Source organism: Kitasatospora sp. NPDC005856, from assembly GCF_040629945.1.
Taxonomy (GTDB): Bacteria; Actinomycetota; Actinomycetes; order Streptomycetales; family Streptomycetaceae; genus Kitasatospora.
Window position 1 is genome coordinate 1 of the sequence record NZ_JBEXWT010000139.1, and the last position, 16,115, is coordinate 16,115.

At 71.2% G+C, this 16,115-nt stretch carries 16 protein-coding genes and 1 tRNA gene; 9 read left to right on the forward strand and 8 right to left on the reverse strand.

Going from position 1 to position 16,115, the window contains the following annotated elements; all coding sequences use genetic code 11:
- Nucleotides 1-90: 90 nt before the first annotated feature.
- The gene (locus tag ABZ449_RS39720) at nucleotides 91-540 is read right to left on the reverse strand and encodes a type II toxin-antitoxin system PemK/MazF family toxin (protein ID WP_360356397.1); all 450 of its coding nucleotides are present in this window, start codon (nucleotides 538-540) and stop codon (nucleotides 91-93) included.
- Nucleotides 541-736: 196 nt separating this feature from the next.
- On the opposite strand from ABZ449_RS39720, the gene ABZ449_RS39725 reads away from it, so the two are divergent.
- A complete protein-coding gene (locus tag ABZ449_RS39725; protein ID WP_360356363.1) occupies nucleotides 737-928 on the forward strand; it encodes a MarR family transcriptional regulator in 192 nt (63 codons plus the stop codon).
- 243 nt (nucleotides 929-1,171) lie between these two features.
- Complete coding sequence (locus tag ABZ449_RS39730) at nucleotides 1,172-1,918, forward strand: MBL fold metallo-hydrolase (protein WP_360356366.1); 747 nt, start codon at nucleotides 1,172-1,174, stop codon at nucleotides 1,916-1,918.
- Nucleotides 1,919-2,112: 194 nt separating this feature from the next.
- Here the strand turns inward: ABZ449_RS39730 and ABZ449_RS39735 are convergent, their stop codons facing one another.
- The 4 genes from ABZ449_RS39735 to ABZ449_RS39750 form a co-directional block, all read right to left on the reverse strand.
- Nucleotides 2,113-3,399 carry an LLM class flavin-dependent oxidoreductase gene (locus ABZ449_RS39735; protein ID WP_360356369.1) on the reverse strand — a complete coding sequence of 429 codons (1,287 nt, stop codon included), beginning with the start codon at nucleotides 3,397-3,399 and terminating at the stop codon, nucleotides 2,113-2,115.
- Nucleotides 3,396-4,475, reverse strand: a complete 1,080-nt coding sequence (locus ABZ449_RS39740; RefSeq protein WP_360356372.1) for an LLM class flavin-dependent oxidoreductase — start codon at nucleotides 4,473-4,475, stop codon at nucleotides 3,396-3,398. Before ABZ449_RS39740 ends, ABZ449_RS39735 begins: the two co-directional genes overlap by 4 nt.
- Before the next feature lie 392 nt (nucleotides 4,476-4,867).
- Nucleotides 4,868-6,139 (reverse strand): PTS transporter subunit EIIC, encoded by a 1,272-nt coding sequence (locus tag ABZ449_RS39745; protein ID WP_360356375.1) that lies wholly within the window; start codon nucleotides 6,137-6,139, stop codon nucleotides 4,868-4,870.
- Nucleotides 6,140-6,513: 374 nt separating this feature from the next.
- Nucleotides 6,514-7,803, reverse strand: a complete 1,290-nt coding sequence (locus ABZ449_RS39750; protein WP_360356378.1) for a PTS transporter subunit EIIC — start codon at nucleotides 7,801-7,803, stop codon at nucleotides 6,514-6,516.
- Nucleotides 7,804-8,205: 402 nt separating this feature from the next.
- On the opposite strand from ABZ449_RS39750, the gene ABZ449_RS39755 reads away from it, so the two are divergent.
- The 4 genes from ABZ449_RS39755 to rdgB all read left to right on the forward strand — a co-directional run bounded on the left by ABZ449_RS39755 (nucleotide 8,206) and on the right by rdgB (nucleotide 10,668).
- The gene (locus ABZ449_RS39755; RefSeq protein ID WP_030060521.1) at nucleotides 8,206-8,439 is read left to right on the forward strand and encodes a PTS glucose/sucrose transporter subunit IIB; all 234 of its coding nucleotides are present in this window, start codon (nucleotides 8,206-8,208) and stop codon (nucleotides 8,437-8,439) included.
- Nucleotides 8,440-8,628: 189 nt separating this feature from the next.
- On the forward strand, nucleotides 8,629-9,354 hold the full coding sequence (gene rph, locus ABZ449_RS39760; protein WP_360356381.1) for a ribonuclease PH: 726 nt from the start codon (nucleotides 8,629-8,631) through the stop codon (nucleotides 9,352-9,354).
- Nucleotides 9,355-9,599: 245 nt separating this feature from the next.
- Complete coding sequence (locus tag ABZ449_RS39765) at nucleotides 9,600-9,989, forward strand: hypothetical protein (protein WP_360356384.1); 390 nt, start codon at nucleotides 9,600-9,602, stop codon at nucleotides 9,987-9,989.
- A gap of 73 nt (nucleotides 9,990-10,062) precedes the next feature.
- Complete coding sequence (gene rdgB / locus ABZ449_RS39770; RefSeq protein ID WP_360356386.1) at nucleotides 10,063-10,668, forward strand: RdgB/HAM1 family non-canonical purine NTP pyrophosphatase; 606 nt, start codon at nucleotides 10,063-10,065, stop codon at nucleotides 10,666-10,668.
- Nucleotides 10,669-10,748: 80 nt separating this feature from the next.
- On the opposite strand, the gene ABZ449_RS39775 is transcribed toward rdgB, so the two are convergent.
- Both ABZ449_RS39775 and ABZ449_RS39780 read right to left on the reverse strand, forming a co-directional pair.
- Nucleotides 10,749-10,832: transfer RNA gene (locus ABZ449_RS39775), tRNA-Leu, on the reverse strand.
- A gap of 12 nt (nucleotides 10,833-10,844) precedes the next feature.
- The gene (locus ABZ449_RS39780) at nucleotides 10,845-11,726 is read right to left on the reverse strand and encodes an HNH endonuclease (protein WP_360356389.1); all 882 of its coding nucleotides are present in this window, start codon (nucleotides 11,724-11,726) and stop codon (nucleotides 10,845-10,847) included.
- 343 nt (nucleotides 11,727-12,069) lie between these two features.
- Here ABZ449_RS39780 and ABZ449_RS39785 point away from each other — a divergent pair, with 343 nt between their 5' ends.
- The gene (locus ABZ449_RS39785; protein ID WP_360356400.1) at nucleotides 12,070-14,442 is read left to right on the forward strand and encodes a chitinase C-terminal domain-containing protein; all 2,373 of its coding nucleotides are present in this window, start codon (nucleotides 12,070-12,072) and stop codon (nucleotides 14,440-14,442) included.
- A 101-nt stretch (nucleotides 14,443-14,543) separates the two neighbouring features.
- Here ABZ449_RS39785 and bcp read toward each other — a convergent pair whose 3' ends face one another.
- A complete protein-coding gene (gene bcp / locus ABZ449_RS39790; protein WP_360356391.1) occupies nucleotides 14,544-15,017 on the reverse strand; it encodes a thioredoxin-dependent thiol peroxidase in 474 nt (157 codons plus the stop codon).
- A gap of 166 nt (nucleotides 15,018-15,183) precedes the next feature.
- Between bcp and ABZ449_RS39795 the strand changes: the two genes are divergently transcribed.
- Entirely contained in the window at nucleotides 15,184-15,525 is a 342-nt protein-coding gene (locus ABZ449_RS39795) for a DUF3618 domain-containing protein (RefSeq protein ID WP_360356394.1), read from the forward strand.
- 185 nt (nucleotides 15,526-15,710) lie between these two features.
- Nucleotides 15,711-16,013 carry a co-chaperone GroES gene (locus tag ABZ449_RS39800; RefSeq protein ID WP_360356403.1) on the forward strand — a complete coding sequence of 101 codons (303 nt, stop codon included), beginning with the start codon at nucleotides 15,711-15,713 and terminating at the stop codon, nucleotides 16,011-16,013.
- The last annotated feature ends 102 nt before the right edge of the window (nucleotides 16,014-16,115 follow it).

Here is a 16,115-nt window from a genome sequence, read left to right on the forward strand (position 1 = left end):
CTGCCGCCATCTGGCACAACTGGACCATCGACGCCCCGATCAAGCGATCACTCATCGCCTATGACCACTGAAGACATCGGACTCATTCATCTAGCGCCCCTCCAGCACCCTCCGGGTCCGGTCCCAGACCTGCCGGTCCACCGCGCCGGCCCGGCGGCGGAAGGCCGACAGCGGCACCTCGCGCAGTTCGTCGGTCTCCAGCCAGCTGGCCCGGCCGTCCCGGTCGCCGACCGCGCCGGGCGGCAGCGGTAGCACACCCGGGCGCCCGGCGTGGTGCTTGCTGGTGATCTTCGCGACGGTGGCGGTCCGGCCGTGCACCCGCAGCACCAGGCACGGGCGGTCCTTGGACCCGGGCCCGTCCTCGAACGGGACCTGCGCCCACCAGATCTCCCGCGGCTCCGGGCCGGCCCCCGTCCGCGGCCGCGGGCCGGTCGGACCGGCCGGGCGCGGGGCCGGACGGGTGCGCCGAACCAGGGCCGCCGCGGCGGCGGCCAGCAGCGCGACGCCCAGCAGCGCCAGGACGAGCCAGGTGGCGGTCATGCCGTTCATGCGGCGAACCGTACCGGTCGAGGGTGAACGCCACCACCGTGCGGGCCGTGACGGCCGGGCATTTGTCCGCACATTGCTCCCGGTCCGTCACGGAACGGCCACAATGCCCGTTATCGGCCCGGAGTCCCGCCCGGCCCGGCAAGGCTGCGTCACGAACGTCCGCCCCCGTCCCCCCGGAGGTGCCCCCGTGACCCGTGGCCCCGAGCTGTGGTCCTACGCCGAGATCGCCCGCCACATCAACGTCCGGCCCACGACCGTCCGCAGCTACCGCCGGCACCGGCTGCTGCCCGATCCGGACGTGATCGACGGCAGCGGCCACCCGCGGTGGTACCCGTTCACCATCCGCGCCTGGGCCCGCAACCGGCCCCGGCACCGCTGATCCCCGGCCCGTCAACCGCTCCCGCCGCCGCTCCCGGCGTTCTGGTGATTCCGCCCACAGCCCGGCACGGGGACGGGGGCAAAGTGCCGCTCCGCCCTTACCCTCGACACACCAACGCAGTGCTACCGGCCGGTTCGACGGGCCCGGCCTGCCGTTTTCCATGCTGTTTTCCACCTGTTCGGTGGAGGACGGCGATGCCGTTTTCCAGCAGCAGCCAGGATGTGTCGGGGCGGAGGGGCTCGGATGAAACTGACCGTGGTGGGGTGCTCGGGGAGCTTCCCGGCCGCCGACTCGCCCTGCTCCAGCTACCTGGTCGAGGCCGACGGCTACCGCGTCGTCCTCGACCTCGGCAACGGAGCCCTCGGCGCCCTCCAGAAGTACACCGGCCTCTACGACGTCGACGCCGTCCTGCTCAGCCACCTGCACGCCGACCACTGCGTCGACCTCTGCGCCTACTGGGTGGCCCGCAACTACCGCGCCGAAGGCTGTCCCGAGCTGCTGCCCGTGTACGGCCCGGCCGGCACCGCCGAGCGGCTCGCCCGCGCCTACGACATGCCGGAGAACCCCGGGATGAAGGAGGTGTTCGAGTTCCGCACGCTCACCCCCGGCAGCTTCGAGCTCGGCCCGTTCCGGATCGACGTCGCCCAGGTCAACCACCCCGTCGACGCCTTCGCCTTCCGGCTGGAGCACGACGGCCGCTCGCTGGTCTACAGCGGGGACACCGGGGAGAGCGCCGAACTCGTCGAACTCGCCCGCGACGCCGACCTCTTCCTCTGCGAGGCCGCGTACATCGACGGGCGCGACACCTACCAGGCCGTCCACCTCAACGGCCGCGAGGCGGGCGAGCACGCCGCCGCGGCCGGCGCCCGCCGGCTCGTCCTCACCCACATCCCCCCGTGGACCGACGCCGAGCACAACCGGCGGGACGCCGCGGCCGCCTACCCGGGGCCGGTCGAGGTCGCCCGGGCCGGTGCGGTGTACGAGATCTGAGCAGCTCGGCGGGGTTCCGCGGGCTGGGCGGGGCTCCCGGGAAGGAAGTTCCGGGACGACCTGCAACCTCGCCGCCCCCGGACGTCCTGGTCAGTGAGCGGCGGCCCGCCGCCGCCGTCGCGCCAACTGACCGTCCGCCGTGCGCGGTCCGGCCGGGACGCCCGGGCGCCCCGGCCGGACCGCGCACGGTCGTGTCAGCGCCGCCCGGGCACCGGCAGCCCGAGGTGGTGCCGCAGGGTGGGGCCGGTGTAGTCGGTGCGGAACACCCCGCGCTCCTGGAGCAGCGGCACCACCCGGTCGACGAACTCGTCCAGGCCGCCCGGGGTGACGTGCGGGACGAGGATGAAGCCGTCGGCGGCGTCGTTCTGCACGAAGTGGTCGATCCGCTCGGCGACGGTGGCGGGCGAGCCGATGAAGGACTGCCGGCCGGTCAGCTCGATCACCAGCTCGCGGCTGGTCAGCTTCTTCTCCGCGGCCACGGCCCGCCACCGTTCGGCGACGGCCACCGGGTCGGTGTGCCGGACCCTGCCCTGGACCAGGTCGCTGTTCGGGTCGGGGTCGACGGTCGGCAGCGGTCCGTCCGGGTCGTGGTCGGACAGGTCGATGCCCCAGAGCTGCTCCAGGAAGGTGATCGCGGTCTGCGGGCTGACCTGGGCCCGGCGGATCTCGTGGGCCCGTTCGGCCGCCTCGGCGTCGGTGTCGCCGAGGGCGAAGGTGGCCGCGGGCATGATCTTCAGCTCGTCCGGCTTGCGTCCGTACGCGGCGAGCCGGCGTTTGACGTCGGTGTGGAAGGCCTGGCCGTCGGCGAGGGTGGAGTGCCGGGAGAAGACCACGTCGGCGGTGGCGGCGGCGAACTCGCGCCCCTCGTCGGAGTCCCCGGCCTGGATCACCACCGGGTGGCCCTGCGGCGGCCGCGGCAGCGACAGCCGGCCCTCGACCTCGAACTGCGGGCCGGAGTGCCGGACGGGTTCGTCCCCGGCATCCCAGAACTCCCGTGCCAGCTGGACGGATTCGGCGGCGCGGGTGTAGCGGTCGGCTCGGTCCAGGAAGCCGCCGCGGCGGAAGTTCTCCCCGGTGAAGGCGTCCGAGGAGGTGACCACGTTCCAGGCCGCGCGGCCGTCGGAGAGGTGGTCCAACGAGGCGAAGCGGCGGGCCAGTTCGTACGGCTCGTTGAAGGTCGCGTTGACGGTGGCGGCCAGGCCGATCCGTTCGGTGACGGCGGCCAGCGCGTTGAGCACGGTGATCGACTCGGGGCGGCCGACCACGTCCAGGTCGTGGATGAGGCCCTTGGACTCGCGCAGCCGCAGGCCCTCGGCGAGGAAGAAGAAGTCGAACTTCCCGCGTTCGGCGGTCTGCGCGAGGTGCCGGAAGGAGGAGAACTCGATGTGGCTGCCGGAGGCCGGATCGCTCCACACCGTGGTGTTGTTGACGCCGGGGAAGTGCGCGGCGAGGTGGATCTGCTTGAGCGGTCGGTCCGTCATCGGGTCACCTCGGCGAGGGCGGGGGCAGCGGGGGAAGCGGGGGAAACGGTGAGGGCGGTGGCGGTGGCGGGGCGGACGGCGTAGCGGCTGGCCGGGCGGGCCAGGCCGAGGTGGTCGTGCAGGGTGCGGCCGGTGTACTCGGCGCGCAGCAGGCCCGCGGCGCGCAGGGCGGGGGCGATCCGGTCGGCCAGCGCGGCCAGGTCGCGCGGCGGGTCGGCGGGGGAGAGGTGGAAGCCGTCGACGCCGGTGCCGGGCGCGGTGAGTTCGGCGAGCAGCCGCTCGTCGGCGGCCCGGTCGGGCAGGGCGGACAGGGCGGTGTCGAGCCGGGCGAGGATGCGCGGGCCCTCGCCGGCTCGCAGCCGCAGTTCGGTGGCGGCCGTCAGCCGGGTGGCGCGGTCGGGGGCGTCGAGCAGCACGACGTCGGCGTGCCGGATCGCGGCGGCGACCCGGGCCCGCCCGCCCGGGGAGGCGTCCGGCGCGAGGTCGGCGGCGGCGACCGGCACCACGACCACCGGGCGGCCCTGCGGCGGGCGCGGGGTGATGGACGGGCCGCGGACCGAGAAGTGCGGGCCCTCGAAGTCGATGTAGTGCAGCTTGTCGCGGTCGATGAACCGCCCGGTGGCGGTGTCGCGGATCTCCGCGTCGTCCTCCCAGCTGTCCCAGAGCCGGGCGGCCACCTCGACGGCGTCGGCGGCCTCGGCCCACAGCTCGTCCTCGGCGGCGACCGGGCGGCGGCCGAAGGCCCTCGCCTCGGCCTCGGTCGTGGAGACGCCGACCAGCCAGCCGGCCCGGCCCTCGCTCGCCCAGTCCAGGGTGTTGACCGAGATCGAGGTGTGGAAGGGCTCGGTGTGGGTGGTCGTGACGGTCGGCACCAGCCCGACCCGGCCGGTCAGCGGGGCGATCCGGGCGAGGGCGGCGAGCGCGTCGGGGCGGCTCGGCGCGGCGGCGAAGGAGTCGTCGAGGGTGACGAAGTCCAGGGTGGCCCGTTCGGCGAGGCGGGCGAGGTAGGCGTAGTGCCCGGCGTCGAAGCGGCCGGGGCTGTCGACGGCGGCGGACAGGTGCAACTGGCGGGGCATGGTGAGCCTGACTTCCTCGTGCGGACGCGAGCGGGCACCGGCGCGACCGTGCGGAGGGCACGGGTGCGCGGTGGCACGCTGGAGCGCGGTGGCGGCCCGCGGGCGGAGCCCGTACGGGCGGGGGAGGGAAGGACCGGCGCCGGGCGGAACGTCAGCCGGGCGGCGGCGGGGGAACGGTCAGCTCAGCCGCGACACGCCGCGGACCACACGCGACCGAAGTCGATGTGGCTGCGGGTGACCAGCGGGCACGAGGCGTTCACCGCTTCAGTTGACCAGGGCGTCCGTCGGTTCGTCAACCTCCGTCTCGGGACCCGGATACGCGGAAGGCCCCGGCCCGCCGCTGGGGGAGCAGCGGCGGGCCGGGGCCTTCGAGGCGGGCGGTGGCGCGGGCGTCAGGCCTTGGTGACGTCCTCGATCTCGTCGTCGTCCTCGCGGCCGGGGGTCTTGAGGTCGAACTTGGTGATCGCGAACCGGAACGCGAAGTAGTAGATCGCCGCGAAGACCAGGCCGATCGGGATGATCAGCCACGGCTTGGTGGCCAGGTTCCAGTTGAGGGCGTAGTCGATCAGGCCGGCCGAGAATCCGAAGCCGTCGTGCACGCCCAGGGCCCAGGTCACGGCCATCGAGATGCCGGTGAGCACCGCGTGGATCAGGTAGAGCACCGGGGCGATGAACATGAAGGAGAACTCGATCGGCTCGGTGACACCGGTCACGAAGCTGGTCAGCGCGAGCGAGATCATCAGGCCGAGGACGGCCTTGCGGCGCTCGGGGCGCGCGGTGTGGGCGATCGCGAGGGCGGCGGCCGGCAGGCCGAACATCATGATCGGGAAGAAACCGGACATGAACTGTCCGGCGGTCGGGTCACCGTGGAAGAAGCGCGGGATGTCGCCGGTCCAGGTGTGGCCGGAGGCATCGGTGAAGCTGCCGACCTGCTGCTGGAAGAAGGTGTTCAGGAACTGGTGCATGCCGATCGGGATGAGGCCGCGGTTGGCGACGCCGTAGATGCCCGCGCCGCCGGCGCCCAGGCCGGTCAGCCAGTCGCTGGCGTTGGTCAGACCGGTGCCGATCGGGCCCCAGATCAGGCCCATGACGACGCCCAGCAGGGTGCCGACGAAGGCCATGATGATCGGCACGAGACGGCGGCCGTTGAAGAAGCCGAGCCAGTCGACGAGCTTCTTGCGGTGGTACTTCTGCCAGATCACGGCGCTCAGCAGGCCGACGATGATGCCGCCGAAGACGCCCGGGTTCTGCGGCTTTCCGGCCGGCAGGGCCTCGGTGACGCTGCCGTCGATCGGGAAGACGGTGAGCACGTTCTTGAAGACCAGGTAGCCGACCAGGGCGGCCAGCGCGGTGGAACCGTCGGCCTTCTTGGCGAAGCCGATCGCGACACCGACGCAGAACAGCAGCGGCAGATTGGCGAACACGGCGTCACCGGCGGTGGCGAAGACCTCGGCGACCTTCCCCCAGCCGAGCCCGTCCTTGCCGAACACGTCGGGCTGGCCGAGCCGGAGCAGGATGCCTGCGGCCGGGAGGACGGCGACGGGCAGCTGGAGGCTGCGGCCGATCTTCTGCAGACCCTGGAGGAGGTTCTGGCCGAACTTCTTGGCGGGGCTGGGTGAGGCCGGAGCCGTGGCGGGCGCCGATGCCTGCGCAGACTGACTCATGGGGGTGGGTTCCTTACGGCATGGCGGTCGGTCGGGGGACGGAACAGGGGGCCAACCGCGAACTGGTCTACACCACACGTGGTGTAGACCAGTTTTGTAGCACGGGTGGAGAAGTCGAGGAACCCCGGAAAGCGGTGCGGCGGGGAAGCGCTATGAAATCGAAACCTACTCACGAATGGCGATCATGGTGTCCGCCGCGATTGGGATTTTGGCCGACCGCGCAACAAAATCGATTTTGGCTAATCGCGCAACAAAAGCACAGCCTGCCCTGCCAGGCGCGTTGGGGCGGGGCAGGCGGTCTTTCCGAAATGCCGGAGGCCCCCGGACCGGCGGTCCGGGGGTCAATGCGGGGATAACCCCGGCGGCGCTCGGTTTCAGGCCTTGGTGACGTCCTCGACCTCGGCCTCGTCCTCCCGGCCGGGTGTTTTCAGGTTGAATTTGACGATGATGAACCGGAAGAGCGCGTAGTACACGGCGGCGAAGCCGAGGCCGATCGGGATGATCATCCACGGCTTGGTGGCCAGCCCCCAGTTGATCACGTAGTCGATCAGGCCGGCCGAGAAGCTGAAGCCGTCGTGCACCCCGAGTCCCCAGGTCACCGCCATCGAGGCGCCGGTCAGCAGCGCGTGCACGGCGTACAGGGCGGGGGCGATGTAGGCGAAGGAGTACTCGATCGGCTCGGTGACGCCCGTCACGAAGGAGGTCAGGCCGACCGAGAGCATCAGGCCGTAGATCTCCTTGCGCCGGTGCGGCTTCGCCGAGTGCGCGATCGCGAGCGCGGCGGCGGGCAGCGCGAACATCATGATCGGGAAGAAGCCGGACTGGAACTGGCCGGCCGTCGGGTCGCCCCCCAGGAAGCGCGGGATGTCGCCGTGCACGATCGTGCCGTCCGGCTTGACGAACTCCCCGAACTGGAACCAGACGAAGGTGTTCAGCAGCTGGTGCATGCCGATCAGCAGCAGCGCGCGGTTGAAGACGCCGAAGATGCCGGCGCCGGCCGCGCCCAGGTCGGAGAGGGTCTGCGAGAAGTCGTTCAGGCCGCGGCCGATCGGCGGCCAGACCCAGAGCGCCAGCACCGCCGTCAGCATGCCGACCAGGGCGGTGATCATCGGTACCAGGCGGCGGCCGTTGAAGAAGCCGAGCCAGTCCACCAGCCGGGTGCGGTGGTACCGGACCCACAGCCAGGCCGACATCAGGCCGATCAGGATGCCGCCCAGCACACCCGGGTTCTGGAACGTCGCGGCCGCCGCCTTCGCCGAGGTGTAGTCCACGCACTGGTCGCTGACCAGCACCGTCGGCGGTTTGCAGTGCTCCGGGAAGGCGTGCAGGACCCGGAAGTAGACGAGGAAGCCGACCACGGCGGCCAGCGCCGTCGAACCGTCGGCCTTCTTCGCCATGCCGATCGCCACGCCGACGCAGAACAGCATCGGCAGGCCGAAGGCGGAGTCGAGCAGTGCGCCGCCGGCCGCGGCGAAGACCTTCGCGACGTTGTCCCAGCCGAGCCCGTCCTTGCCGAAGACGTCGGGCTGGCCGAGCCGGTTGAGGATGCCCGCGGCGGGGAGCACCGCCACCGGGAGCTGCAGGGAGCGGCCCATCTTCTGGAGGCCGCCGTAGAAGGTGTGCCACCAGGTGGTCTGCGGGGTCGTGGCGCCTGCCGAACTCATCCTTCGTCCTCCGGGAGCAGTTGCCGACCGGCGGGCCCCTGCGGGACCCTCGGGCGGGCTCGGGAACGCCCGGGGCCGTTCCTGCGTTCCTCGGAGTACACATATATTGGTGTAGACCACTTGGAAGCAGGCTGCACTCCGGAGGCGCGAGCCGCGCTGATCGCCATCCTCGGGCGGCGGTCGGGGGCCTGCTCGCCGGAATCGGCCGAAAGTGGACTAACGTGGCGGACCGGACCGGCACGGGTGATGCTGGTCGCGCTGCTCGCCGGCACGACCGCAGCCGAACCCGCGTCAGCCGATCGGCACCGACCTCGCCGCCCGGCGGTCGAGGGACACCCCAGCACCAGCGCAGGACGGCACCCGGCAGAGCCGCCGAAGGGCCGAGACAGAGGGAGAAACCAGATGGCCAGCAAGGCTGAGAAGATCGTCGCCGGTCTGGGCGGCATCGACAACATCGAAGAGGTCGAGGGCTGCATCACCCGCCTGCGCACCGAGGTCAAGGACGCCTCCCTGGTCGACGAGGCCGCCCTCAAGGCCGCCGGCGCCCACGGCGTCGTGAAGATGGGCACCGCGATCCAGGTCGTCATCGGCACCGACGCCGACCCGATCGCCGCCGACATCGAGGACATGATGTGAGCTGAGCCACCCAGGCCCGGCCCGCCCGGCCCGCCGCCCCGCTCAGGGGGACGGCGGGCCGCGGCGCATCCCGGCCGCCCCACCGCCCCGGAGCCGCCTCCGGAGGAACGCCCACCGGCCGCTTCCCGGAACCGGCTCCCCGGAGCGACTCCCCGAACCGGCACCCCGGAGCGACTACGCTCGGTGCCTATGTCACGCATCGACGGCCGCACCCCCGAACAGCTCCGCCCGATCACCATCGAACGGGGCTGGAGCAAGCACGCCGAAGGCTCCGTCCTCATCTCCTACGGCGACACCAAGGTGCTGTGCACCGCCAGCGTCACCGAGGGCGTGCCCCGCTGGCGCAAGGGCAGCGGCGAGGGCTGGGTCACCGCCGAGTACTCCATGCTCCCGCGCGCCACCAACACCCGCGGCGACCGAGAGGCCGTCAAGGGCCGCATCGGCGGCCGCACCCACGAGATCAGCCGGCTCATCGGCCGCTCGCTGCGCGCCGTCGTGGACCACCGCGCGCTCGCCGAGAACACCATCGTCCTCGACTGCGACGTCCTCCAGGCCGACGGCGGCACCCGCACCGCCGCCATCACCGGCGCCTACGTCGCCCTGGTCGACGCCGTCGCCTGGGCCCGCGACAAGAAGCTGCTGCGCGCCAAGGGCCAGCCGATCACCGGCGGCGTCAGCGCCGTCAGCGTCGGCATCATCGACGGCGTCCCGATGCTCGACCTCCAGTACGAGGAGGACGTGCGCGCCGAGACCGACATGAACATCGTCTGCACCTCCGACGGCCGCTTCGTCGAGGTCCAGGGCACCGCCGAGGGCGCCCCGTTCGACCGCGAGCTGCTGGACCGGCTGCTCGACCTCGGCAGCCTCGGCTGCGCCGAGCTGGACGAGATCCAGCGCAAGGCCCTGGAGGGCTGAACCCGCGCGGGCCCCGCAGCCGTGGACCGGATCGGACGCACGGTCAGCCCGCGGCTGCGGGCGGTCGTTCGGGCGCGGTACGGACACCCGTGCGGGCCGCGGACGAACGGCCCGCCGAACGGCCGACCCGCTGTACAGGCCGGGCCCGGAGACCGTACGGTTCCCGCAGCACTCCCACTGCGGGAACCGCGCACCTCCCGGCGCGCGTCCCACACCACGGAACCCGCGCCCCACAGGAGGATCGGATGCCGTCGAGCATCGCCCGCCCCGCCGCCCTCGCCGTGGCCGGACTCATCGCGATCCTTCCGCTCAGCATGGTGAGCTGCTCCGCCGCCCAGAAAGCGCTCGACTGCGGCAACACCGCGGTGCGGATCACCGGGGACATCGCGGACGTCACCCAGGCCTACGACAACGCGAGCAACGACTCGGCGGCCGCCGGGAAGGCCCTGCAGAAGCTCAAGAACGACCTCGACCAGGTCGGGAAGAACTCCAAGAACACCGACGTCGCCAAGGCCGTGACCGATCTGCAGAAGCAGGTCGAGAACGTGCAGCGGGCCGCCGACAGGAACGAGATCCCGAACCTCAAGCCCCTCGGCGACGCGGCCGGCAACCTCACCTCGGTCTGCACCGGCTGATCGGTCCCGGTCGCCCGGCAGGGCGGGGCGGGCGCTCGGTAGGGCGGGGCGGGCGCTCGGTAGGGTGGGCGATATGTCCACCCGTCTGATCCTCGCCACCCGCAACCAGCACAAGGTCACCGAGCTCCGCGCCATCCTGGCGGACGCCGGCCTGGACGTCGAACTCGTCGGTGCCGACGCCTACCCGGAGATCCCGGACGTCCCCGAGACCGGTGTCACCTTCGCCGAGAACGCCCTGCTCAAGGCGCACGCCCTGGCCCGCGCCACCGGCCTGCCCGCCGTCGCCGACGACTCCGGCCTCTGCGTGGACGTGCTGAACGGCGCGCCCGGCATCTTCTCCGCCCGCTGGTCCGGCAAGCACGGCGACGACACCGCCAACCTCGACCTGCTGCTCGCCCAGCTCTCCGACATCGCCGAGCCGCACCGCGGCGCCCACTTCTTCTGCGCCGCCGCCCTCGCCCTCCCCGACGGCACCGAGCGCGTCGTCGAGGGCCGCCTCCTCGGCACCCTGCGCACCGCCCCGGCCGGCGACGGCGGCTTCGGCTACGACCCGATCCTCCAGCCCCTCGGGGAGACCCGCACCTGCGCGGAGCTCACGGCCGACGAGAAGAACGCCATCAGCCACCGCGGCCAGGCCTTCCGCGCCCTGGCGCCGGTGGTGAAGGAGCTCATCGGCTGACACCCGACCCTGCGAGCAGGTCGAAGGCCCGCCCCGAGATCACCTCGGGGCGGGCCTTCGATTCTTAGGTGTAAGGCTAGTGCGGCCTGAGGGACTCGAACCCTCACGGGGTTTCCCCCACCGGAACCTAAATCCGGCGCGACTGCCAGCTCCGCCAAGGCCGCGTGGCCCCTAGTCTAGGGCCTCGCTTCCTGTGGGAACACCGCGATTTCCTGCGCTGCCTCACGCTTGTTCTTGTTCCGCCCGCAGTAGGTGTCGGTGACGGAGTGGCAGTTCGGACAGAGCAGGCGGAGGTTCTCGCGCCGGTTGTCGAGCCAGTCGCCGTTGATGTGGTCGACCTCCAGGGTCATCGGCTGCCCGAGCCACGTCGGAGGGGTGCCGCACAGCTCGCAGGCGTCGGGTTGGCCGATGTGCACGAGCATCGCGCGGAGTCGGTCGCCCGGGATGCGCTGGCTTCCCGGCGGGCGTCGCACCAACAACTCCTCGGCCGTGCGTCGCGGCCCCGTCTTCCGTCCTTTGTTGTGCGCCTGCCCGGTGAAGTGGCCGGTGTCGAGTCGGTGGAAGTCGATGGCCTCCCGTACCAGCGTCCGCGAGTTGCCGCAGTCGGTCATCCCGATGGCGAGGATCACGCCACGGACGCTCCGGTGTGCGGCGACGGCCTGCGTCAGCACCTCCTTCGGAACAGCTTCGACCCTGCTGCGGCCGTCGCCCCTGAACCTGAAGTGCGAGGTGTCGATACCGAAGTCGGCCAGGCGCTTCTTCAGATACGCGTAGAGGCTGTCGTACGGGGTGACGCCCAGGTAGGCCATCATCGCGTTGATGCTGTCGCTGTTCGCCGCAGCCTCGGCCAGCACCTCCCGTGGGTAGCGGCGTCGCCCGTAGTCGGGCCTGTTCTGGTTGAAGTGCGAGGTGTCGATGCCGTAGTGCCTGAGCCGCTTGCTCAGGTAGCTGTGCGTGCCGCCCGCCATCGGCACGCCGAGCTTGCGCATCACCTCGTTCACGCTGGTGGACTCGGCTGCGAGCGAGGCCAGCAGTTCGCGGGTGTACTTGACCGGCATGGTCGTCCCCCTTCGGGCAGTCGTGCGCCCGTCCCCCGGGTATGCGAACGATCGGCGCGGGGTCCGGTTACGGGTAGGGGTGGGTTTCGGCCAGGGGGCTGACTGATTGTCGTGCGGCTCCGACCTGTGATGTTTGGCCGCCGATTACCAATTGGTACAGACCTATTGACCTGCATGGTCCAGACCACATACCTTCTGCGCCAATTGCAATCCCCCACGTGCGTGCTCCCCCACAGGCACGCGCCGACACTCTCTCCTGGAGGACCGAGTGTTGATCCGAAACACGGCGGAGCGGCGTCCCACCGCCTCCCACCGCCGGAAGAGCCCGGCTGCCCGGGCCGGCGTGGCCTCGCTCGCGGCGGCCTCGCTGGCCGGTCTGCTGATGGCGACGCTGGGCGCGGCGCCCTCGCAGGCGTCGGCGGCGGTCGACAACGCGGCCTGTCGGCCTGACGGCCTGTACCAGACGCCCGGCGTGGACGTCCCGTACTGCTCCGTCTACGACACCGGCGGGCGCGAGAAGATGGGCGCTGACCACCAGCGCCGCATCATCGGCTACTTCACCGGCTGGCGCACCGGCAAGAACGGCGACCAGCCGTACCTGGTGAACGACATCCCCTGGGACAAGGTCACCCACCTCAACTACGCCTTCGGCCACGTCGGCGGCGACAACAAGCTCTCGGTCGGCACCGACGGCCCGACCAACGAGGCCACCGGGATCTCCTTCCCCGGCGTCCCCGGTGCCGAGCTGGACCCGAGCCTGCCGTACAAGGGCCACTTCAACCTGCTGACGAAGTACAAGAAGCAGTACCCGAACGTCAAGACCCTGATCTCGGTGGGCGGCTGGACCGAGACCGGCGGCTACTTCGGGGACGACGGCAAGCGGGTCGACTCCGGCGGCTTCTACTCGATGACCGTCAACGCGGACGGCAGTGTCAACCAGGCCGGCATCGACACCTTCGCCGCCTCCTCGGTCGACTTCATCCGCAAGTACGGTTTCAACGGCGTCGACATCGACTACGAGTACCCGACCTCGATGAAGGACGCCGGCAACCCGCTGGACTGGCAGCTCGCCAACGCCAAGCGCGGCTCGCTGGCCAAGGGTTACGCGGCGCTGATGAAGACCCTGCGCGAGAGCCTGGACAAGGCCGGCGCCGCCGACGGCAAGCACTACCTGCTGTCGGTCGCCGCCCCGTCCTCCGGCTACCTGCTGCGCGGCATGGAGACCTTCCAGGTGGCCAAGTACCTGGACTACGTCAACATCATGTCGTACGACCTGCACGGCGCCTGGAACAAGTACGTCGGCCCGAACGCCTCGCTGTTCGACGACGGCAAGGACGGCGAGCTGGCCGCCGCCAACGTCTACGGCACCGCGCAGTACGGCGGCATCGGCTACCTGAACGCCGACTGGTCGTACCACTACTTCCGCGGCTCGATGCCCGGCGGCCGGATCAACGTCGGCCTGCCGTACTACACCCGCGGTTTCAAGAACGTGCAGGGCGGAACCAACGGCCTCTGGGGCACCGCCTCGGCGACCACCTGCCCGGCTGGATCCGGTCTGACCGCCTGCGGTGACGGCGCGGTCGGCATCGACAACATCTGGAACGACAAGGACGACGCGGGCAAGGAGTCCCCGGCCGGGTCGAACCCGATGTGGCACGCCAAGAACCTGGAGAAGGGCATCCTGCCCGACTACCTGGCCAAGTACGGCGTCTCCGACACCGCGCTTCAGGGCACCTACTCGCGCAACTACAGCTCCACCCTGGTGGCGCCGTGGCTGTGGAACGATACCAAGAAGGTGTTCCTCTCCACCGAGGACGAGCAGTCGGTGGGCGCCAAGGCGGACTACATCGTCAACCAGGGCGCCGGCGGCGCGATGATCTGGGAGCTCGCGGGCGACTACAAGTGGGACGCCACCGCCAACGGCGGCAAGGGCGAGTACGTCCCCGGCTCGACGCTGACCTCGCTGATGTACGACAAGTTCAAGTCGGCGGCCCCGTACGGCGCGACCCGCTCGACGACCGCGCTGCCGCAGCAGACCCTGCCGATCGACGTGTCGTTCACCAACTTCGCGCTGGGCGACTCGAACTACCCGATCAACCCGAAGCTGCACATCGTCAACAACTCGACGCAGACCCTGCCGGGCGGCACCGAGTTCCAGTTCGACTACGGCAACTCGGCACCGGGCAACGCCAAGGACCAGTCCGGCTTCGGCCTCCAGGTCATCAAGCAGGACAACCCCGGCCCGGGCAACGTGGGCGGGCTGAAGGGCACCTACAACCGGGTGTCGGTCAAGCTGCCGGGCTGGCAGTCGCTGGCGCCGGGCGCCTCGATCGACATGGACTTCGTCTACTACCTGCCGGTGTCCACGCCGTCGAACTGGACGGTCAACGTGGGCGGCACGCTGTACGGGATCAAGGGTGACCTGACCCGCGGTGCGGTGGACGGTGGCACGCCGACCCCGACCCCGACCTCGTCGCAGACGGCCACCCCGACGCCGACTCCGACCGCGACCGGGACGCAGACGCCGACCCCGACGCCGACCCCGACCTCGGGCACCTGCACCGCCGCCCCGAGCTGGGACGCGGGCACCACCTACGCGACCCCCACCAAGGTCTCGTGGAAGGGCCACTACTACCAGAACAAGTGGTGGACCAAGGGCGACGACCCCGCGGCCAGCGGCTCGTGGGGCGTCTGGAGCGACCTCGGGGCCTGCTGATCAGGCCGGCCCGCTGAGGTGAGGAACGGCGGTGGCGGTGCACCCGGTCGGGGGGTGTGCCGCCACCGCTTCGTCGTGTCCGCGGACTTCGCGGACGGGGATCAGGCCCCGACCTTGAGGTCGCGCAGCAGCTTGGCCACGTGGCCGGTGGCCCGCACGTTGTAGAACGCGTGCTCCACCTTGCCCTGCTCGTCCACGACGATCGTGGAGCGGATCACGCCCATGTAGGTGCGGCCGTAGTTCTGCTTCTCGCCGAAGGCGCCGTACGCCTCCAGCGCCTCCTTCTCCGGGTCGGACAGCAGGGTGACCTTGAGGTTCTCGGCCTCGCGGAACTTGCCCAGCTTCTCCGGCTTGTCCGGCGAGATGCCGATGACGTCGTAGCCGGCGCCCGCGAAGACCTCCAGGTTGTCGGTGAAGTCGCAGGCCTGCTTGGTGCAGCCGGGGGTCAGGGCGGCCGGGTAGAAGTAGACGATGACCTTGCGGCCGGCGTGGTCGGCGAGGGACACCTGGTTGCCGTCGGCGTCGGACAGGCTGAAGGCGGGCGCGGTGTCGCCGGGCTGGAGGCGCTCAGTCACGGTCGTACTCTCCTGGAGGCTGGGACGGACGGTCGTACCACGGCAAACTTACCTCCGATGGTGGGTGGGGCCGCGCGACCGTGTTCGGCAACTGACACACTGGGTCAGTCGCACCGATCGCACGGATCGGACGGAACGACATCGGCGAGTGAATGGGGTGGCCCGAGTGGGCGAGGCGAGCACGCAGGACAAGTCGGCGCGGACGACCGCCCAGATCGAGGCGGACATCGAGCGGACGCGTGACCGGCTGGCGGGGACCCTCGACGAGCTGGCCGTCCGCATCCACCCGAGCACCATCTCCGCCCAGGTCAAGGCCAAGGCGGCGGCGGCGGTCGAGGAGCGGACCGCCCGGGCGTACGTGGCCGCGAGCGGCGTGGTGGAGAAGGTCCGGGCGCAGTTCGTGGACGAGAAGGGGCAGCCGCGCCGGGAGCGGATCGTCCCGGCCGCGCTGGTCGGCGTGGGGCTGGTGCTGCTGGTCGCCTCGTCCCGCAAGCGCCGCAAGGACTGAGCACCGTACGACGCAGGGGCCGGGCGCGGTGCGTGCCCGGCCTTCCGCATGCCGGGTTGGCGTCACGCCCCTCGGCGGGGGGAGGTACCTTCGGGACCGTGAGTACCAACGACGAATCGATCCGCTCCGAGTACGCGTCGGAGCCCGCCCGTCACGACCGGCTCGGTGAGAAGCTGCCGATCCGGATGCTGCACGACCGCGTGCTGGTGCGCATCGAGGGCAGCGAGGGCGAGCGCCGCTCGACCGGCGGCATCGTGATCCCGGCCACCGCGGAGCTGTCCAAGCGCTGTACCTGGGCCGAGGCCGTCGCGGTGGGCCAGAGCGTGCGCTCGGTGGAGCCGGGCGACCGGGTGCTGTACGACCCGGAGGACAAGCTGGAGGTCGAGGTCCGCGGCTCCACCTACGTGCTGCTGCGCGAGCGCGACCTGCACGCCGTCGCGGCGGCCCGCTTCGGCGACACGGAGGGCTCGACCGGGCTGTACCTGTGACGGCCTGATCCGCCCGTACCCCGCGGTGCCCCCGACTCCGGTCGGGGCGCACCGATCACCAGCACGCCGGCCGCCACCGAGGCGACGATCTTGTTGCGCCGG